Source organism: Arthrobacter sp. D1-17 (genome assembly GCF_054130535.1).
In genome coordinates this window covers 801045-818003 of sequence record NZ_CP096382.1, presented here as the reverse complement: position 1 = coordinate 818003, position 16959 = coordinate 801045, and the positions used below count along the sequence as shown (strand labels likewise).

Sequence of the window (16959 nt, the reverse complement as noted above, 5' to 3'; positions counted from 1 at the left end):
GACCAGGAAGCCCTACCCAGGCTTGGTTCAGCGCTTCGATGCCCCGGCTTCAACCAGCTCTGCCGGGCGGCCGCCGTCGCCCTTCCGGATGCCCTCCAGAATCCCCCGGTGCCTGCAACGCAGGCGGGGGCGGTGGCGTTGCAGTCCGGATGCGCACAGACAAACCCATCATGGTTAGTGTGGTCCGACCACATACACTAGACTGTGGGCAACCACATGATTCGGAATCGGAGGCAGCAATGACGCAAACTATCGAGTCGACCAACCCAGAGGTACCCACCACGCCCGAGGACGCCGCCCCGGCCGGCCGCGAGCCCCGTACTCCAGCAACCTCCGGGGTGCCGTCGGCGCTGAAGCGCCGGATTCCCAAATACTCCGACCTGGCCCCCCTGATGCAGTTCAAGAAGCCTGAGTTCAGCCGGGCCGCCAAGCTGCAGCGTGCCAGCACCATTTGGGAGTTGCGGGACATGGCTAAGCGCCGGACGCCGCAGGCACCGTTTGACTACACGGACGGCGCGGCGGAGTCTGAGATTACCCTGCGGCGCGCCCGTGAAGCCTTCCTGGACATCGAGTTCCGGCCCGGCATCCTTCGCAATGTTTCCAGCGTGGACCTGGGCACGGACATTCTGGGCAAGCCGTCCCGGCTTCCGGTCGGCATCGCGCCCACTGGCTTCACCCGCATGATGCAGTCCGAGGGCGAATACGCCGGCTCCCAGGCCGCTGAAGCGGCCGGAATCCCCTACACGCTCTCCACTATGGGCACCGCGTCCATCGAGGATGTTGCCGAGGCTGCACCCCACGGCCGGAACTGGTTCCAGCTCTACCTGTGGACCGACCGGGAGCGCTCCCTGGAGCTGATTGAGCGGGCTGCGAGGGCCGGCAATGACACCCTCATGGTCACCGTGGACACCGCCGTGGCCGGCGCCCGCCTCCGCGACGTGCGGAACGGCATGACCATCCCGCCGGCACTGACGCTGAAGACCGTCCTGGACGCCTCATACCGGCCTGCCTGGTGGTTCAACTTCCTTACCCATGAGCCGCTGACCTTCGCGTCGCTCTCCCGCTACACCGGCACGGTGGCGGACCTGATCAACTCCATGTTCGATCCCACCCTGACTTTCGAGGACCTCGACTGGCTCCGCGAGACCTGGCAGGGCAAGCTCGTGGTCAAGGGAATCCAGACCGTGGAGGACGCCCGCAAGGTGGTGGACCACGGCGCCGACGGAGTGGTCCTCTCCAACCACGGCGGACGCCAGCTGGACCGCGCGCCAATCCCGTTCCACCTGCTCCCGGAGGTAAAGCAGGCGTTCCAGGCTGACAACACCGATGCCGCCATCATGCTGGACACCGGCATCATGAGCGGGGCAGACATTATCGCTGCCCTGGCTCTTGGCGCGGACTTCACCCTGATCGGCAGGGCCTACCTCTACGGACTCATGGCCGGTGGCCGCGCCGGCGTGGACAGGGCCCTGCAGATCCTCGAGAAGGACATGGCGCGGACCATGGCGCTGCTAGGCGTGAGCAAGCTCTCCGAGCTGACGCCGGACCACGTGCGGATCCTCAAGAAGTAGCCGCTCGCAGGCCTACTTCTTGCGGCCGAACTTTGGCAGATTGGCCAGCAGGTCGGCCGCTTTCTTCGCGCCGCGCCCCACTGTGCGGCCGATCTGCTGGGGAACAGTGCCGTCCTGCGCCGGGTTTCCTGAAACTTGCCCGCCGGGAACCACGACGGCGGGACTCAGCTCCCCGCCGATGGAACGCCCGGTGTCACCTGGGCCCGCAGAGCCGGCAGCGGCAAACGCTTCCGGCAGTCCCGTCCCAGCGGCGCGGGAGGCCGCCGTCCCCGACGCAGCAGCCCCGGCGCGGGCAGGTGTTCCCACCTGGTGCCGCGCATCGGTTCGCTGCTGCTCGTCGCCAGCGGGCATCTCGGACGAGTCCGGCGAGGCAGCGGCAGCCGAACCTCCGACGTCGAACGTCCCCAGCCAGCTGGCGACACCTTCCAGCGGCTTGGTGTTCAGCGCGTAGTAGCGCTTCTGTCCCTGCGCGCGCATGCTCACGAGGTCGGCTTCACGGAGCACCTTCAGGTGCTTTGAGATGGTGGGCTGACTGGCGGCGAGCTCCTCGACCAGCTCCCCCACCGCTTTGTCCCCCTTTTGGAGGGACACGAGAATGTCACGCCGCGTTGCCTCAGCAATGACGGCGAATACGTCGTCTGTCACCATGGCACCAACCCTAGCGACATATACGCCAAATGGCATCTACTATTTCGCGGCCCGCATCAATCGAACCAGGGGTCGAGGCCGTACACCGGAAAGACTTCCTTGCGTGTGGCCATCACTGTCCGGTCGACGGCGTCGTTGGGGTCGAAGCCGACCTCCCACGAGCGCCACCAGACATCAGCGCCGTCGCCCATGAGTGCTGGCGCAGCCACGCCGTAGCGCTCGTGCACGTGGGCCCGCCACGCCTCGGGGACAGGAGTGCGCAGGGGCACGGGCCGGCCGGCCGCGATGGCAATAAGGTGGCTCCATGCCCGCGGCACCACCCCCGTGATGTGGTACCCCCCGCCCCCCGTCGCAATCCATCGGTTGTCACAGTGACGGGCGGCGAGATTCCCGACGGCGGTGGCAGCCTCGCGTTGGCCGTCCACGCTGACGTTGAGGTGGGTCAGCGGATCCTGCCGGTGGGAGTCGCAGCCGTGCTGGCTCACGATCACCTCCGGTTCGAACGCGCCTACCAACTGCGGGACCACGGCGTGGAAGGCACGCAGCCAGCCGGCGTCGCCCGTACCGGCGGGCAATGCGACGTTGACGGCGCTGCCCGGGGCATCCGGACCGCCGGTCTCGTTGGCGAATCCGCTGCCGGGAAACAGTGTCAATCCGCTCTCATGCAGCGAGATGGTGAGCACCCGGGGGTCGTTCCAGAAAATGCTCTGTGTCCCGTCACCGTGATGCGCGTCGACGTCGACATATGCCACACGCTGCACACCGCCGTCGAGGAGCCTCTGAATTCCCAGCGCTGCATCGTTGTAGATGCAGAAGCCGCTGGCACGGTCCCGCGAGGCATGATGCAGGCCGCCGCCGAAGTTCACGGCCCGCAGGGCGGAGCCGTCCAGGATGGAGTTCGCCGCGAGCAGGGAGCCGCCGGCAAGGCGGGCGGCCGCCTCATGCATGCCCTCGAAGGCAGGGTCGTCCTCTGTGCCCAGTCCGTGGGCTTCGTCAGGGACCAGCGGATCTTCACTGACCCGGCGGACGGCCGCCACGAACTCGGGGCTGTGGACGGAAGTCAGCTCGTCGTCGCCCGCGACTTCGGGCGCCGCTACGGTGACGTGCCCCAGGTCCAGCAGACCCAGGCTGCGGGCCAACCGCTCGGTGAGGTCCAGCCGCTGGGGCGCCATCGGGTGCCCAGGACCGAAGTTGTATGCGGTCATGGCGGAATCCCACACCACCGTCGTTGGCAATGCAGGAAGGCTGTGTCCGGGAAGGAGAGTCATCCCTGACAGGCTACCTGAGCGGCCATGCCCTCTCAGCCTGAGGCGCTGTCCGTTCAAGGAGCGGATTTTAGTGGTTTACTACTGAAGGAAGCAGATACGACCGAGGAAACAGCCACCCATGACGCAGAGCCAGTCGAGGTCAAAGAGCCCGGCGAGCTGGCATCCCAACGTGCCGGAGCGTGAAGGCCTCGGGATTTTCACCCGACTCCGGGACTTCGTCGATGATATCGCCAACACCTCGCCTGCACGCCTGGCCTTGTCCGCCTTCGCCTCTGTTTGCTTGGTCTTCACCGCGCTGCTCACTCTGCCGGCAGCATCAGCCAGTGGCGAACCGACTCCGCTCCACCAGGCCATGTTCACCGCAGTTTCTGCCGTCTGCGTCACGGGGCTCACCGTTGTCACCACTGCCACTCATTGGTCCTTCCTCGGCCAGTTAATTATCCTCATAGGCATTTTTGTGGGTGGCCTCGGGACTCTGACGCTGGCGTCTCTGCTGGCGCTGATGGTGAGTAAACGGCTCGGAGTTCGCGGGAAGATCATTGCAGCGCAGTCAATGAACACTGCGGGACGCCTCGGCGAAGTAGGCACTCTCCTCCGCATCGTGATCACTACCTCCGTAGTGATTGAGGGTGTCTTGGCCCTGATCCTGATTCCGCGTTTCCTCGTATTGGGTGAGAGCTTCTGGAGCGCCGTCTGGCACGGCTTGTTTTACGCCATCTCCGCTTTCAACAACGCAGGGTTTACCGCACATGCCGAGGGCATCCTTCCGTTTGAGAACGACCTCTGGATCCTCGTTCCCATCATGGTCGGTGTCTTCCTGGGCAGTCTCGGCTTTCCGGTAGTCATGGTCCTGCTGCAGAACGGGCTGAACTGGAAGAAATGGAACCTGCACACCAAGCTGACCATCGAGGTCTCCCTCATCCTGTTGGCTGCGGGCACCCTGCTGTGGGCCATCATGGAGTGGGACAACGCCAGGACCATTGGGACCCTAAGTTTCAGTGACAAGGTCTTCCATTCACTTTTTGCGTCAGTTCAGGTCCGTTCCGGAGGCTTCAACCTGGTCGACCAGAACCAGATGGAGTCCACCACCATGCTGTTGACGGATGCCCTCATGTTCGCCGGCGGCGGTTCCGCATCAACGGCCGGCGGCATCAAGGTGACCACCATCGCCGTCATGTTCCTGGCCATTGCGGCCGAGGCGCGTGGAGATGCAGATGTGAAGGTCCACGGGCGTACCATTCCAGAGGGAGCCATGCGAGTGGCTATTTCCGTGATTGTGGCGGGAGCTACCCTGGTCTCGGTTGGGTCCTTCCTCCTTCTGTCCATAAGCGGTGAGTCTTTGGACAGGGTGCTCTTCGAAGCAATTTCAGCTTTCGCTACTTGTGGCTTAAGCACCAACCTCAGCGCCGAGGTAGCACCAGCCGGAGCGTACGTGCTGACAGCCCTCATGTTTATGGGGCGTGTCGGCACGGTCACCCTCGCCGCTGCCCTTGCCTTGCGCCAGCGCAGGCAGCTGTACCACTATCCGGAAGAGAGGCCCATCATTGGCTAGTTCCTCAAGCGCCCAAAACCGCCCCGCCCACAATGCTCCCGTACTGGTGGTCGGACTGGGTCGCTTCGGTTCAGCGACTGCTGAACAGCTCGTCAAGCAGGGACGCGAAGTGCTGGCCATCGAGCGGGACCGGAGCCTCGTGCAGAAATGGGCTGCCACCCTCACGCACGTCGTTGAGGCGGACGCCACCAACATCGACGCTCTCCGCCAGCTCGGGGCGCAGGAGTTCAGCTCCGCGGTCGTTGGTGTTGGCACGTCCATCGAATCTTCCGTGCTGATCACCGTGAACCTCGTGGACCTGGGCATCGAGCACCTGTGGGTCAAGGCCATCACCCCGTCCCACGGCAAAATTCTCACCCGCATCGGCGCCAACCATGTCATCTATCCGGAAGCGGACGCCGGTGTCCGGGCCGCCCACCTGGTGTCCGGGCGCATGCTGGACTTCATCGAGTTCGACGACGACTTCGCCATCGTCAAGATGTACCCGCCGCGTGAGACTGTGGGCTTCACCCTGGACGAATCAAAGGTGCGTTCCAAGTACGGCGTGACCATTGTGGGAGTGAAGTCCCCGGGCGAGGACTTTACCTACGCCCGCCCGGAGACCAAGGTGTCTTCCCGCGACATGCTGATTGTGTCGGGGCACGTGGACCTGCTGGAGCGCTTCGCGGCCCGGCCCTAACCCGGCCATCGGATGGCCTCCGCCCGCGGGTTTCCCGGTCCGGGCTTGGGGGAGGTTAGGGTGCGGGCGGGGCTCAGCCGAGCTGCTTGGTCAACTCTGCTGCCCGGTCGGCGGCGGCGCGAGCTCCGGCGGTGATGATCGCAGGCATGCCGCGATCATCAAAGGTCGCGATCGCGCGTTCGGTGGTGCCGTTGGGGCTGGTCACTGCCTTGCGCAGGGCAGTGGGGTTGGCTCCGGGCTCGGCGAGCATGAGTCCGGCGCCGGCCACGGTCTCGCGGGCGAGCAGAAGGGCAAGCTCCTCATCGAGGCCAAGTTCGACACCGGCAGCAGCCATCGCTTCAGCGAGATAGAACGCGTACGCCGGGCCTGACCCGCTGATGGCGCCGAGGGCGTCGACCTGCTCTTCGGGGATCTCGACGACGGTTCCCACCGCTGCGAGAATGTCCTTCGCCCGCTGGAGCTGCTCCGGCGAGCAGTGCGTGCCTGCGGAGACGGAGACGACGCCGCGGCCCAGCTTCGCGGGAGTATTTGGCATGGTCCGGATTACCGGCTGACCCTCCGGCAGGGCGGCCTCCAGCTGGGCGATGGAAACGGCTGCAGCCACGCTGATGACGATGGTGTCTGGGGCGATCGAACCGCTGATTTCGCGCGCCAGCTCGGTGATGCCCACGGGCTTCACTCCAAGGATGACCACGCTGGACCCCTTCGCGGCCTGCTTGTTGTTGTCGGGCTCCTCCACACCTGCGATGGCTGTTATGCCATGATGGCGCTCGGCCAGCTCGGCGGCGCGCTCTGCCCGGCGCACTGTGGCCACCACGTCCATGGGGTCAGTGCCGGCGTCGAGGAGGCCGCTCATGATTGCCTCGTTCATTGATCCACAGCCAAGGAATGCAATTCGGTTGGTCATTGCTCCATCATTGCAGTTCACGGCCCGGCATGCAGGCCCGCTAAGCCCTTGGCCCTGAAACAGGAGCCTTTTCTTTTTGCGGCTCGAGCAGGGTTTCCCAGCTTTCGTACAGGGAATACCCGCTGAACTCCCATGGTCAGTGGCTAATGTTCTTAGTGCTTCACAAGGTGCGAGTGATGGAGCTGATCCTTTCGGATCGGCGCGGCGCCGGCCGGTTGCAGGAGTGTTCCCCCAGCTCCTTCTGCACGACCGACCGGCGCTTCACACTTCTAAGCTTCGCTTTTCAAACCCGTTTCAGCCGGCAGTCAGGGGCTGCGTCTGGATTCCAATATGCGGAGCGGGCTCCAAGGGCCCGTCAAAGACCAGCTGGTCGAGACGGCGCAGGATGAGGCCCTCGCGCAGGGCCCAAGGGCAAATCTTGATTTTCTTGAAGGCGAACAGCTCCAGGGCCGCTTCTGCGACCAGCGCGCCCGCGAGGAGCTGGTTGGCGCGGGCTTCGGAGACGCCGGGAAGATGCAGCCGGTCCTCGCTCTTCATCGCTGTTAGGCGCTGGGCCCAGATCCCCAGGTCCGTGGCGTGCAGCTCGCGTTTAACGTAGGGACCGGCTGCACTGGGGGCCGCACCGCCAATCCGTGCCAGCGAGCGGAAGGTTTTGGACGTTCCGGCAACGAGGTTCGCCCTTCCGATGGCATCGAAGCTCCGGACCACGGGCTTGAGTGTGTCACGAATATAACTCCGCAGCTCCTTCACACTCTTGGCGGAGGGAGGGTCCTCCTTCAGCCAGTCGCGTGTGAGGCGGCTGGCGCCGAGCGGTACGGAGGTAGCAAGCTCCGGGAGCTCGTCCTGGCCTGTGGCCATCTCGAAGGAACCACCGCCGATGTCCAGATTCAGGATCGGGCCCGCACCCCAGCCGTACCAGCGGCGGACCGCGAAGAACGTCATGGACGCTTCCTCGCTGCCTGTCAGCTCCTCAAGGGTAACCGTTGTTTCGTGCTTCACCCGGGCGAGCACAGCCGGCCCGTTAGTGGCCTCGCGGATGGCAGAGGTACAGAAGGCCAGGAGGTCCTCCGCCTTGTGCCTCGCGGCGAACTCCCACGCCTCAAGGACGAACTCGGTCAGCTCATGCTGGCCTGCATCGCTGATGTTGCCGTCGCCGTCGAGATACTGCACAAGCGACAACGGCCGCTTGTGCGAGGCGAAAGGCACAGGACGCGCACCGGGGTGGGCGTCCACGAGGAGAAGGTGGACAGTGTTGGATCCGATATCGAGGACGCCTAGCCGCATCCTGCCATTATTCCCCGAAGAGCGGCGGCGGAAGCAATCCGCCCCGGCACATTTCCCCGATCAGGACCGCCCCCGGATCAGGATGAAGCCGCTACTCGCCTTCGAGGCCAGCCGGGTTCGCGTCGGTGTCATCAGCACGCTTGAAATCGCGCCTGATGTTCGCAATGCCCTCGGGGTTGATTTCGAACCCGTAGGCTGCCCCGGGGTTGATGACCATCCCGAGTTCGTCGCCAATGTTGGCGATGATGGCTGCCCCCTGCGTTCCGAGCACGTTCGGCGCGGCCTCGAGGTACTCCGGGTCGACACGGCTGGGGTGAGAGAAAACGGCCAGGACAGGCTGCCCATCTTCGTTCCCGAGCACCAACGGCTCGACCTGGGAGTCCTCGCCTTCCAGGGCGTCGGCGCTGATGATGTAAACCTCGTTGTTCAGGAAGGACAGGATGACGTCCACCGGATCGGCGTCCGGCTGACCCCCCTGAGCCAGCTTCTCTTCGAGGTCGTTCAGCGGCGTCGTGTCTGCGGGTCCGGTCTGTTCAGTCATGTATCTACTCGACCACGTTGCAGGGCACCGCGCAATTCCGAACCCTTGGCGACGGTGCCGGATGGTAGCGAGCTCAACCAGCCTGCTTTACTTCTTCGCCGCTGCCTTCTTTGCCGGCGCCTTGCGGGTGGTGGTGCGTTTGACTGGTCCCTTGGCGCGCTTCTCGGCCAGGAGTTCGACGGCCTGTTCCCGCGTCAGTTCCTCCAGTGAAGTGCTCCGCGGCACCGTGATGTTGGTGACGCCGTCCGTGATGTATGGACCGAAGCGGCCTTCCTTCACGACGATGTTCTTTTCGGACACCGGGTCCGGTCCGAACTCGGCCAGCGGGGGTACGGCTGCGCGGGCGCCGCGCTGCTTCGGCTGCGAGTAGATTTCCAGAGCCTGTTCCAGCGTAATCGTGAAGATTTCCTCTTCCGAACCGATGGACCGCGAGTCCGTTCCCTTCTTCAGATAGGGACCGAAGCGGCCGTTCTGGACGGTGATGACGTTACCCTCGGCGTCCTGGCCGAGCACCCGCGGCAGGCTCATGAGAGCGAGCGCCTCGTCGAGGGTTATGGTCTCCACCGACATGGACTTGAACAGCGATCCGGTGCGCGGCTTGGCCTTGACGGGCTTCTTCGGCGGCTTCGGTTTGCCGTTCTTGTAGTACTCCACGGGCAGGTTGGCGAGCTGTTCCTCGGTCATCTCCGGGATGATCTCGGTGACGTAGGCGCCGTAGCGGCCGTTCTTGGCCACAATGGTGTGGCCGGTGTGGGGATCAGTGCCGAGCACCCGTTCCTCGGGCGCCGCGGTTTCCATCAGCTCCACGGCCTTCTCGGCGGTGAGCTCATCAGGGGCGAGATCTTCGGGGACATTGGCGCGGGCAGACTCCACCACTTCGCCGGTTTTCGGATCCACGGTGGGGACAGAGCTCTCGAGGTACGGCCCGAACTTGCCCACGCGCAGGGTGATGCCCTCGGCGATGGGCACCGAGTTGATTTCGCGCGCGTCGATCTCACCGAGGTTGTTCACGATGCTGAGCAGGCCCGGATCGGTGTCTTCCCCATAGTAGAAGTGCTTGAGCCAGGCAGCACCCACGGCCTGGCCATTGGCGATCTTGTCCAGGTCGCCTTCCATGTCGGCCGTGAACTCGTAGTCGACGTAGTCGTGGAAGTGCTGCTCCAGCAGCCGGACCACGGAAAAGGCGATCCAGCTGGGTACCAGGGCTGAGCCCTGCTTCCGCACGTAGCCGCGGTCCTGGATGGTGGAAATCGTGGAGGCGTAGGTGGACGGGCGCCCGATGCCTTTCTTTTCCAGCTCGGCCGTGAGGGAGGCTTCGGTGTAGCGCGGTGGCGGGGATGTCTCGTGCCCGACGGCAACAATGTCGGAGGCGGACAGCGAGTCGCCCTTGGCCACGTTCGGCAGGCGCCGTGCTTCCTCGGAGTCCTCGTCACCGCGGGTTTCGTCCTTGCCTTCCTCGTAGGCTGCGAGGAAGCCGGGGAAGGTGATGACAGTGCCGGAGGCCGAGAATTCGGCGTCGCGGCCTTGGGCCGGGCCGCTAACCGCCACTGCACCGAGGCGGATGGTGGCGGTGGAGCCCTTGGCATCGCCCATCTGGGAGGCGACGGTGCGCTTCCAAATCAGTTCGTAGAGCCTGAATTCGTCGCCGCTGAGCTGTGAAGCAACCTGGGCCGGTGTGCGGAAGGAGTCACCGGCGGGACGGATGGCCTCGTGGGCTTCCTGGGCGTTGGCTGCCTTGTTCGAGTAGACGCGCGGGGACTGCGGAACGTACTCCGGGCCATAGAGCTCAGATGCCTGGCGGCGTGCAGCCGTGATGGCTTCATCGCTTAGCGCGGAGGAGTCGGTACGCATGTAGGTGATGTAGCCGTTTTCATACAGGCGCTGGGCGATCTGCATGGTGCTCTTGGACGAGAAGCGGAGCTTGCGCCCGGCCTCCTGCTGCAGTGTTGACGTGGTGAACGGAGCGGCAGGGCGGCGGGTGTACGGCTTGGTGTCAACGGACCGGACGCGGAAGTCCGCGCCTTCCAGCCCTGCTGCCAGCGACGTGGCCAGTTCCTCATTAAGGTGCACGGCGTTGCGTGCGGTGAGTACGCCGTCGTCGTTAAAGTCCCGGCCGCTGGCCACCTTGGCGTTGTCCAGCGCGGCGAGCTTGGCTTTGAACGAAGCAGAACCCGCTTCGGCACCGAACTGGCCGGTCAGGTCCCAGTAGGAAGCCGCCTTGAACGCCATGCGTTCGCGTTCGCGGTCCACCACCATGCGTGTGACCACAGACTGCACACGCCCTGCGGAGAGCCCGCGTGCAACCTTCCGCCACAGCACAGGGGAGATCTCGTAGCCGTAGAGGCGGTCGAGGATGCGGCGCGTCTCCTGGGCATCCACGAGCGCGGCGTCGACATCGCGCAGGTTGTCCATGGCCCGGTGGATGGCCTCCTTGGTGATTTCACCGAAGGTCATGCGGTACACGGGAACCTTCGGCTTGAGGACCTCCAGGAGGTGCCACGCGATGGCCTCGCCCTCGCGGTCCCCATCGGTTGCGAGATAGAGGGCGTCGGCGTCCTTGAGCTGGGCCTTGAGTTCGGCGACCTTTTTCTTCTTGTCCGGGGACACGACGTAGTACGGCTTGAAGTCATTTTCCACGTCGACGGCGAACTTGCCCACCGAGGTCTTCTTCAGTTCCGCGGGGAGCTCTGAAGGCTGCGGCAGGTCCCGGATGTGACCAATGGAGGCCTCGACAATGAAGCCCTCGCCCAGATACTTGGCGATGGTCTTGCTCTTGGCCGGAGACTCCACAATCACGAGTTTCTTGCCGGTTTTGGCCTTGCTTGGCACAGTGCTCCTACAGAAAAAGGTTGCTCGGGCAGATGAGCCCATATTGGCCTAGTTCACCATATTTTGAAGAATCTTGCGCAACCATGTGGAAAACACGTGGCCGTCGTCACCGATGAAGATCGCCCTCAGGGTCCGCTTGTTGCGCCGTTCCGGTTCGGGTTCAGGAGTCCGGCGGCAAGCACGACGGCGGATGGCGGCTCAGGAGCATTCCCGCGCATTCCGGCGGATCGCGGAACCGCTCAATCCTGCGGGGCCGGCAGGAGGAATCCGTCCCGGACCAGATTGGCAATATCGCTGAGCAGGGCGCTGCGGAAGGCAATGCCGTCGAAGTCCTCATAGCCTCCAAGGAGGGACTCCAAGGCCCCGATAATCTGCCCGGCAGAGAGGTCACCGTCGCACGCCGAGACAAACCCGGCCAGTTCGGTGCTCAGGAGGTTGGTGCGGCGAAGACTGGCACCCTGCCGCAGCAGGATCACGCCGGGATGTTCCGCCCCGGGCCGCTGATGGCGCTCCTCCGTGACGTCATCGGCCACGACGAGATGCGCCGCGGACAGATCGTTCGCGGCCAGCCAGTCCGCCCGGTCAACGGCGGCATCCAAATGCGGGCCCACCGGCTGCTCGATCGGGTACGTGATCTCCTCGAACCTGTAGACCCGGCGTGTACCGGCGTCGGGCCGCCGCAGCCAGATCATCCCGAAACCGATCCCGTCCACGTTCCGGGAAGCGAAATCGCCGAGGTACGCGGAGTAGGCCTCCTGATAATGCCGGCGGTCCCTGTTCTCTGAGGCATCCTGCAGCCACGTTTCGGCGTACTGTTCGGGCCCCACCTGTTCGCGCTGGATGAACCAGGCATCGGTGTCCTCCCGGACCCAGCGCTGCGGCCGCTCCTCCCATGACAGCCCCGCGGTGATCTCCCAGTTGCCCAGCATCTGGGCTGTGCCGCCCGGAGCCAGCACGTCGGGCAGGGACTGCACCAGGGTGGCCACGATGCCATCGCCTGGCAGGCCGCCGTCACGGTAGGTGAATTGGTCTCCGGCCGCCTCTCCGGCGCTCCGCGGTGTAATGACGAAGGGTGGGTTGGACACCACGAGGTCGAACTTCTCTCCGGCTACGGGCTCCAGCAGGGAGCCGAGCCTGAGGGCCACGCGGTCCGCGGGCCGCGCCGGGTCAACCTGCAGCGCCTCGGCGTTGAGCAGGACATTGAAGCGCGTGAACGCCAGCGCCCGTTCGGAGATATCGGTGGCTGTGACGTGATCGCTGTGGTGCAGCAAGTGGAAGGTCTGGATGCCGCAGCCGGTCCCCAGATCCAGAGCCCTTTTGGCATGGCGCCGGATGGTGGTCTGCACCAGCGTGGTGGAGGCCTGCCCGATACCCAGGACATGGTCGCGCCGGAGGACGCCGGGTCGCTGGTGTGCCGCGAGGTCGCTGGCCACCCACAGTTCCACGCCGTCGCTGCCGGTGGCATCCTCCCCTGCAGCCCCCTTCCATCCGTACGGCCGCAGGTCGGCCGCGGCCCTGATCAACTCCCTCCCTGCTTCCGCGGGCTCCGCTGCTTCCGCCCGCTGCCCTGCTTCCGCGGGCTCCGCGGGCTCCGCGAGGCCAAGGTCCATAAGCCCTTGCGTCCGGGTGCGCGGCAGGGCGGCGTCAAGCACCGCCGGGTCCTGCGGGACAGCCAGCAGCCAGAAGCGCACGACGGCGGCGAGCGCCGCCGCCCGCGCCTCACCCTGGGCGGCTCCTTCAGTGACGATCAATGCGGGGATGAGCTGGTCACGGTCCAGCGCCGCGAATGCCGACGGCCCCAGCAGCGCGGCAACGCCGTCAACGGTGTAGCCCACCTCCCGCAGGTCTGCAGCCAGGGAGTGCAGGAGGTCCGGGAGGTCGCTGCGTGGTGCATCGGGAGTGTTGCCGGCAGTAAAGAGCATTGATTGGGTCACAGCGCCAGTCTATTTGTCGGATCTGTTTGTCCCCTCTGCGCGATCTTTTGGTCCCGTTTGTTTGTCCGAGGACAGGGCTAGAGTTGGGCCATGTTGGACACCAAAGCAGCGGCGCTTACTCCGGATGGCTCTGGCCCGGAGTGGCTGCAGTACGTCGCGGCCTTCGCTCCCCTCAGCACCCTGCTGGCGGCTTTGATCGCGGGCTGGATTGCGTGGCGGACGCTGGCCCAACGGCGGGAAGCAGACCGCCGGGACCAGTGGTGGCAGCGGACGCAGTGGGCCATCGGCCTGGCAATGGACCCTGATTTCAGCCGGGCCGTCGTGGGCCTGATTGCGCTTAGGCACTTGGCGGCAAGCGACCTGTGCACGGCAGAGGACTACGAGATGCTTGACAAGATCGGGGGCGCGAAAATCGATGCACTCACGCTCTCCGAGGAGAGCGCAGAGCGACGGAGACAACCAGGCCGGGCGGGGCACGCCGCGGCTGGGAATGGCGGAGCCGGAGCCGGGCAGGTCGGGGCGGAGAACCGCGAAGGGCAGGCCGGGGCGGGGCAGGCCCCGTCCGCCCGCGCCGACCTTATCCCCGTCGACCTGAAGTCCCGTGGCGAGAGGGTGTTCGTTGGTTCTCCGAAGATGGCGAACGCCCTAGAAGAGGCAGACAACCTGGTCTCTTTCGCGGCAGCCCGACGCAGCCGCTGAACATCCGTGCGGGCAGCACGTGAACCCGGAGCGGGTAAGTTGGAATCATGGCTGGACGTTCTCCCGTGATGCCGCGTGTACCCACGGCGCCTCTCGTTCCCACGGCGCTTCGCGTTTCCGCGGTGTTCCGTGGTTCTTCGCTGCTCCGTGTCCTGATGATCGTGACCGCGGGCGCCCTCTTGCTGGTGCTGCCGGCCTGCTCGCCGAGGGTGTCCATTGAAAACGCGGACGTCCCGGCCTGGAAGGCCACGGCCCTGCCTTCTGCCCAAAGTGCAGTTCTTGAGGATGCCGGCAAGATCCTTAACCGGGACAGGATCATCCAGGAAACGGGCTCCATTCCTGCTGGCCGTTACATATTGACGGCCACCTGCGAAGGCGGGGGCAAGGCGTTCTTTGCCGTGTCCGTCGATGGGAATCCGATAGCCGATACCGGGGCCGCCTGCAACGGCAGCCGCGAAATCTCGAAGCTGAATGTACCTAAAGCCGGTGCTCTCGAAATCAGCGCCTCGAGCGTTGACGCACCACTCATATATGCCTATCAACTGGTGCCGGCGAAGTAGCAGGCCACCTCATAATCTGCCTCTGCATAATTGGCTCTGGCTCCACACGTTCCGCGGGCTTAGAGTCTGTGTATGCCTTCTGTGCGGATGGTCTCCGTGCATTGCTCCGGGGGGGACTTCTCCAGGCGGGTGCCACCGGTGCGATCCTCGCGGAGCCCGGCAGCCGCCGTCGTACTTTTCCTTATGCTGGCTTCCGGCTCTGCCCTGAGCGGCTGTGAGTACAGCTACGACGACGGGCGCGGCGCCCTTCCCCCCGACAGTGCACCGCCACTGACGGATGCGGCGCTACCGCGCGATACGCGGTTCACCCGCCCCGTGTCAGGTGCTGAGCTCGACGCCTGGGCGCGCGAGGTGCTGCCCGACGCCGAGGGACAGGTGTTCTTGACCGACTACGGCACTGTGGAGGAGGACGAGGAGGAGGTCCTGTCCACATCTCGTCTGCCCAGCGGTACCTACACCCTGACGCTCGCGTGCCGCAGCGAACGGAGAGTTTCGTTTACAGTGCGCGACTCCGAATTCGCGTTGGTGGACTTGAGCCTGCGTTGCGGCACGTCACGGGTGAATGTCGTTCAAGTGGCGAAGGACTCCGTCCTGCAGATCACAGTCGAAGCGCGCAGGGACGCGAACTTCGCGCTGCGTGTAAGCCGCATCTAACGGCTTACCTTACCGACTGCTGAAGCACCGGTGAGGCCGCGCAGCCAGTCAGGCAGCGCACCTTTCCGGGCAGCGCAAGGTCTCCGGGCTGGCTGCGCATTCGCCGCAGTACAGGGTTAGGGTGCGGCAACTCGGGTTGGAGCAGTTTTCGAACTTGCTCGTGGGTGCTGCGCACCGAACGCACTCACCGATGGTCTTCGCGTCCTCGCTGAATTCGAGGTGCATGCGCTTGTCGAAGACGTACAGTGAGCCTTCCCACAGCCCATGGTCCTTGAACGTTTCGCCGTAGCGGACGATGCCGCCGTCCAGTTGGTACACCTCTTTAAACCCGCGGTTCACCATGAGGCTGGAGAGCACTTCACAGCGGATCCCGCCGGTGCAGTACGTGACCACGGGCTTGTCCTTGAGGGCGTCGTACTTGCCCGACTCCAGCTCCTTGATGAAGTCGTGGGTGGTGGCGACGTCCGGGACCACTGCGTCCTTGAACTTGCCAATCTGCGCCTCGAAGGCGTTCCGGCCGTCGAAGAAAACGACTTCCTGGCCGCTTTCCTTCTTGGCATCAACGAGTTCGTGGAGTTCCTCGGGTTTCAGGTGCTTTCCGCCGCCCACGACGCCGTTTTCGTCAACCTTCAACTCCCCCGGAGCCCCGAAGGATACGATCTCGTCACGGACCTTGACGCTCAAGCGCGGGAAGTCGTCCGCTCCGCCCTCCGACCATTTCACGTCGATGCCACGGAATCCCTTATATTCCCGGGTGGTCTTGACGTACTGCTTGACCGCTTTGATGTCCCCGCCCACAGTGGCGTTGATGCCGTCTTTGGAGATAAGGATGCGCCCGGTCAGCCGGAGCTTCTCACAGAGGGCACGCTGCCAGAGCATGACTGCGTCTGGGTCGGCGATGGGGGTAAAGCCATAAAAAAGCACAATTCGGTTCAAAGCCACGCTTTTAAGCGTACTGGGTCCCCACAAACCGCCGGAATGAGGGTACGGGGTGAAGGCAGGGCCGGAGCGCCGGACGGACGTGCAGTTGCCGCCTGCCCTCCCATCACAATTGCATAAGCAAGGGGCAAAGCCCTGTTGCTTGTGGCAACGCTGGAATACCCTCATCACATGACGCCAGAAGCCATGGTTGGAGACATCACGCACCTGCTGGAAGTCTGGGTAGCCGGCTGGGCCGGATGCCGAGGCTACGAGACGGGGACTGAGGGACGGTTTCCCGCCGCCCTCCGAGCTGAGTCGACCGGGGAATGGCAGTACTTTGCTTCCGATCCCACTGACTCGGAATTTGCGGACCTGGCAGCCAAGACTGCCGAAGCACCCGCCCGGGTGCTGACCATCCTGACGAACGACGTGGAGCGGTACACCGCTCTGGCGCAACTGCACGGCCTCAACGTCACCTCCGCGTCCCAGAGCATGATGGTGGTGGACATGGAAACCCAGGACGCCGAGGACCCCTGGCTTTCCGATGACGAACTCTCCTTGGAAACGTCCGAGTCCAACGGCGTGCACCATGCTGTTGTCCGGTCCGGGGATACCGTCGCGGCCAGCGGCCAGGTGCTGGTCATCAACGGGACGGCTGTCTTCGACAAGATTGTTACCGAACCGGCGTTCCAGCGACGCGGGCTGGGCAGCTTCATCATGAAGGCCCTGGCGGCCCAGGCATTTGAGCACGACGTGGAGGACGGCCTCTTGCTGGCGTCGCTCGACGGGCAAAAGCTCTATTCACATCTGGGCTGGACCTCGGTATGCCACGTCCTGATGCTCTCCGCTTCGGATGAAGGGTCGGACCTCTCGGTCGCCTGACGGGATGCGGCTGCCGGGTTCCGTCCGGCT

Annotated in this window: 15 protein-coding genes; 7 read left to right on the top strand and 8 right to left on the bottom strand. The window is 64.6% G+C overall.

Going from position 1 to position 16959, the window contains the following annotated elements:
- The first annotated feature begins 239 nt into the window (after positions 1 to 239).
- Positions 240 to 1571: an alpha-hydroxy acid oxidase gene (locus tag M1E01_RS03790; RefSeq protein ID WP_457973774.1), complete on the top strand. Its 1332-nt coding sequence runs from the start codon at positions 240 to 242 to the stop codon at positions 1569 to 1571.
- A gap of 12 nt (positions 1572 to 1583) precedes the next feature.
- Here M1E01_RS03790 and M1E01_RS03785 read toward each other — a convergent pair whose 3' ends face one another.
- Entirely contained in the window at positions 1584 to 2219 is a 636-nt protein-coding gene (locus tag M1E01_RS03785; protein ID WP_457973773.1) for an ArsR/SmtB family transcription factor, read from the bottom strand.
- Between the two features lie 56 nt (positions 2220 to 2275).
- Positions 2276 to 3487: an acetoin utilization protein AcuC gene (locus tag M1E01_RS03780; protein WP_457973772.1), complete on the bottom strand. Its 1212-nt coding sequence runs from the start codon at positions 3485 to 3487 to the stop codon at positions 2276 to 2278.
- Between the two features lie 118 nt (positions 3488 to 3605).
- On the opposite strand from M1E01_RS03780, the gene M1E01_RS03775 reads away from it, so the two are divergent.
- A complete protein-coding gene (locus tag M1E01_RS03775) occupies positions 3606 to 5039 on the top strand; it encodes a TrkH family potassium uptake protein (protein ID WP_457973771.1) in 1434 nt (477 codons plus the stop codon).
- Positions 5032 to 5718 (top strand): potassium channel family protein, encoded by a 687-nt coding sequence (locus tag M1E01_RS03770; RefSeq protein ID WP_457973770.1) that lies wholly within the window; start codon positions 5032 to 5034, stop codon positions 5716 to 5718. Before M1E01_RS03775 ends, M1E01_RS03770 begins: the two co-directional genes overlap by 8 nt.
- A gap of 73 nt (positions 5719 to 5791) precedes the next feature.
- Here M1E01_RS03770 and proC read toward each other — a convergent pair whose 3' ends face one another.
- The 5 genes from proC to M1E01_RS03745 all read right to left on the bottom strand — a co-directional run bounded on the left by proC (position 5792) and on the right by M1E01_RS03745 (position 13201).
- Complete coding sequence (gene proC / locus M1E01_RS03765; protein WP_457973769.1) at positions 5792 to 6625, bottom strand: pyrroline-5-carboxylate reductase; 834 nt, start codon at positions 6623 to 6625, stop codon at positions 5792 to 5794.
- Between the two features lie 294 nt (positions 6626 to 6919).
- A complete protein-coding gene (locus M1E01_RS03760; RefSeq protein ID WP_457973768.1) occupies positions 6920 to 7909 on the bottom strand; it encodes a Ppx/GppA phosphatase family protein in 990 nt (329 codons plus the stop codon).
- 91 nt (positions 7910 to 8000) lie between these two features.
- Positions 8001 to 8450 (bottom strand): SseB family protein, encoded by a 450-nt coding sequence (locus tag M1E01_RS03755; RefSeq protein WP_457973767.1) that lies wholly within the window; start codon positions 8448 to 8450, stop codon positions 8001 to 8003.
- An 87-nt stretch (positions 8451 to 8537) separates the two neighbouring features.
- Complete coding sequence (topA, locus tag M1E01_RS03750; RefSeq protein WP_457973766.1) at positions 8538 to 11279, bottom strand: type I DNA topoisomerase; 2742 nt, start codon at positions 11277 to 11279, stop codon at positions 8538 to 8540.
- A 239-nt stretch (positions 11280 to 11518) separates the two neighbouring features.
- Positions 11519 to 13201: a DUF7059 domain-containing protein gene (locus M1E01_RS03745; protein ID WP_457974852.1), complete on the bottom strand. Its 1683-nt coding sequence runs from the start codon at positions 13199 to 13201 to the stop codon at positions 11519 to 11521.
- Positions 13202 to 13303: 102 nt separating this feature from the next.
- Here M1E01_RS03745 and M1E01_RS03740 point away from each other — a divergent pair, with 102 nt between their 5' ends.
- The 3 genes from M1E01_RS03740 to M1E01_RS03730 all read left to right on the top strand — a co-directional run bounded on the left by M1E01_RS03740 (position 13304) and on the right by M1E01_RS03730 (position 15126).
- Positions 13304 to 13912: a hypothetical protein gene (locus tag M1E01_RS03740; RefSeq protein ID WP_457973765.1), complete on the top strand. Its 609-nt coding sequence runs from the start codon at positions 13304 to 13306 to the stop codon at positions 13910 to 13912.
- Between the two features lie 47 nt (positions 13913 to 13959).
- Positions 13960 to 14472, top strand: coding sequence for a hypothetical protein (locus tag M1E01_RS03735; RefSeq protein WP_457973764.1), 513 nt, complete (start codon positions 13960 to 13962; stop codon positions 14470 to 14472).
- A 72-nt stretch (positions 14473 to 14544) separates the two neighbouring features.
- Positions 14545 to 15126 (top strand): hypothetical protein, encoded by a 582-nt coding sequence (locus M1E01_RS03730; RefSeq protein ID WP_457973763.1) that lies wholly within the window; start codon positions 14545 to 14547, stop codon positions 15124 to 15126.
- A 48-nt stretch (positions 15127 to 15174) separates the two neighbouring features.
- On the opposite strand, the gene trhO is transcribed toward M1E01_RS03730, so the two are convergent.
- Positions 15175 to 16068: an oxygen-dependent tRNA uridine(34) hydroxylase TrhO gene (trhO, locus tag M1E01_RS03725; RefSeq protein WP_457973762.1), complete on the bottom strand. Its 894-nt coding sequence runs from the start codon at positions 16066 to 16068 to the stop codon at positions 15175 to 15177.
- A 168-nt stretch (positions 16069 to 16236) separates the two neighbouring features.
- Between trhO and M1E01_RS03720 the strand changes: the two genes are divergently transcribed.
- The gene (locus M1E01_RS03720) at positions 16237 to 16929 is read left to right on the top strand and encodes a GNAT family N-acetyltransferase (protein ID WP_457973761.1); all 693 of its coding nucleotides are present in this window, start codon (positions 16237 to 16239) and stop codon (positions 16927 to 16929) included.
- The last annotated feature ends 30 nt before the right edge of the window (positions 16930 to 16959 follow it).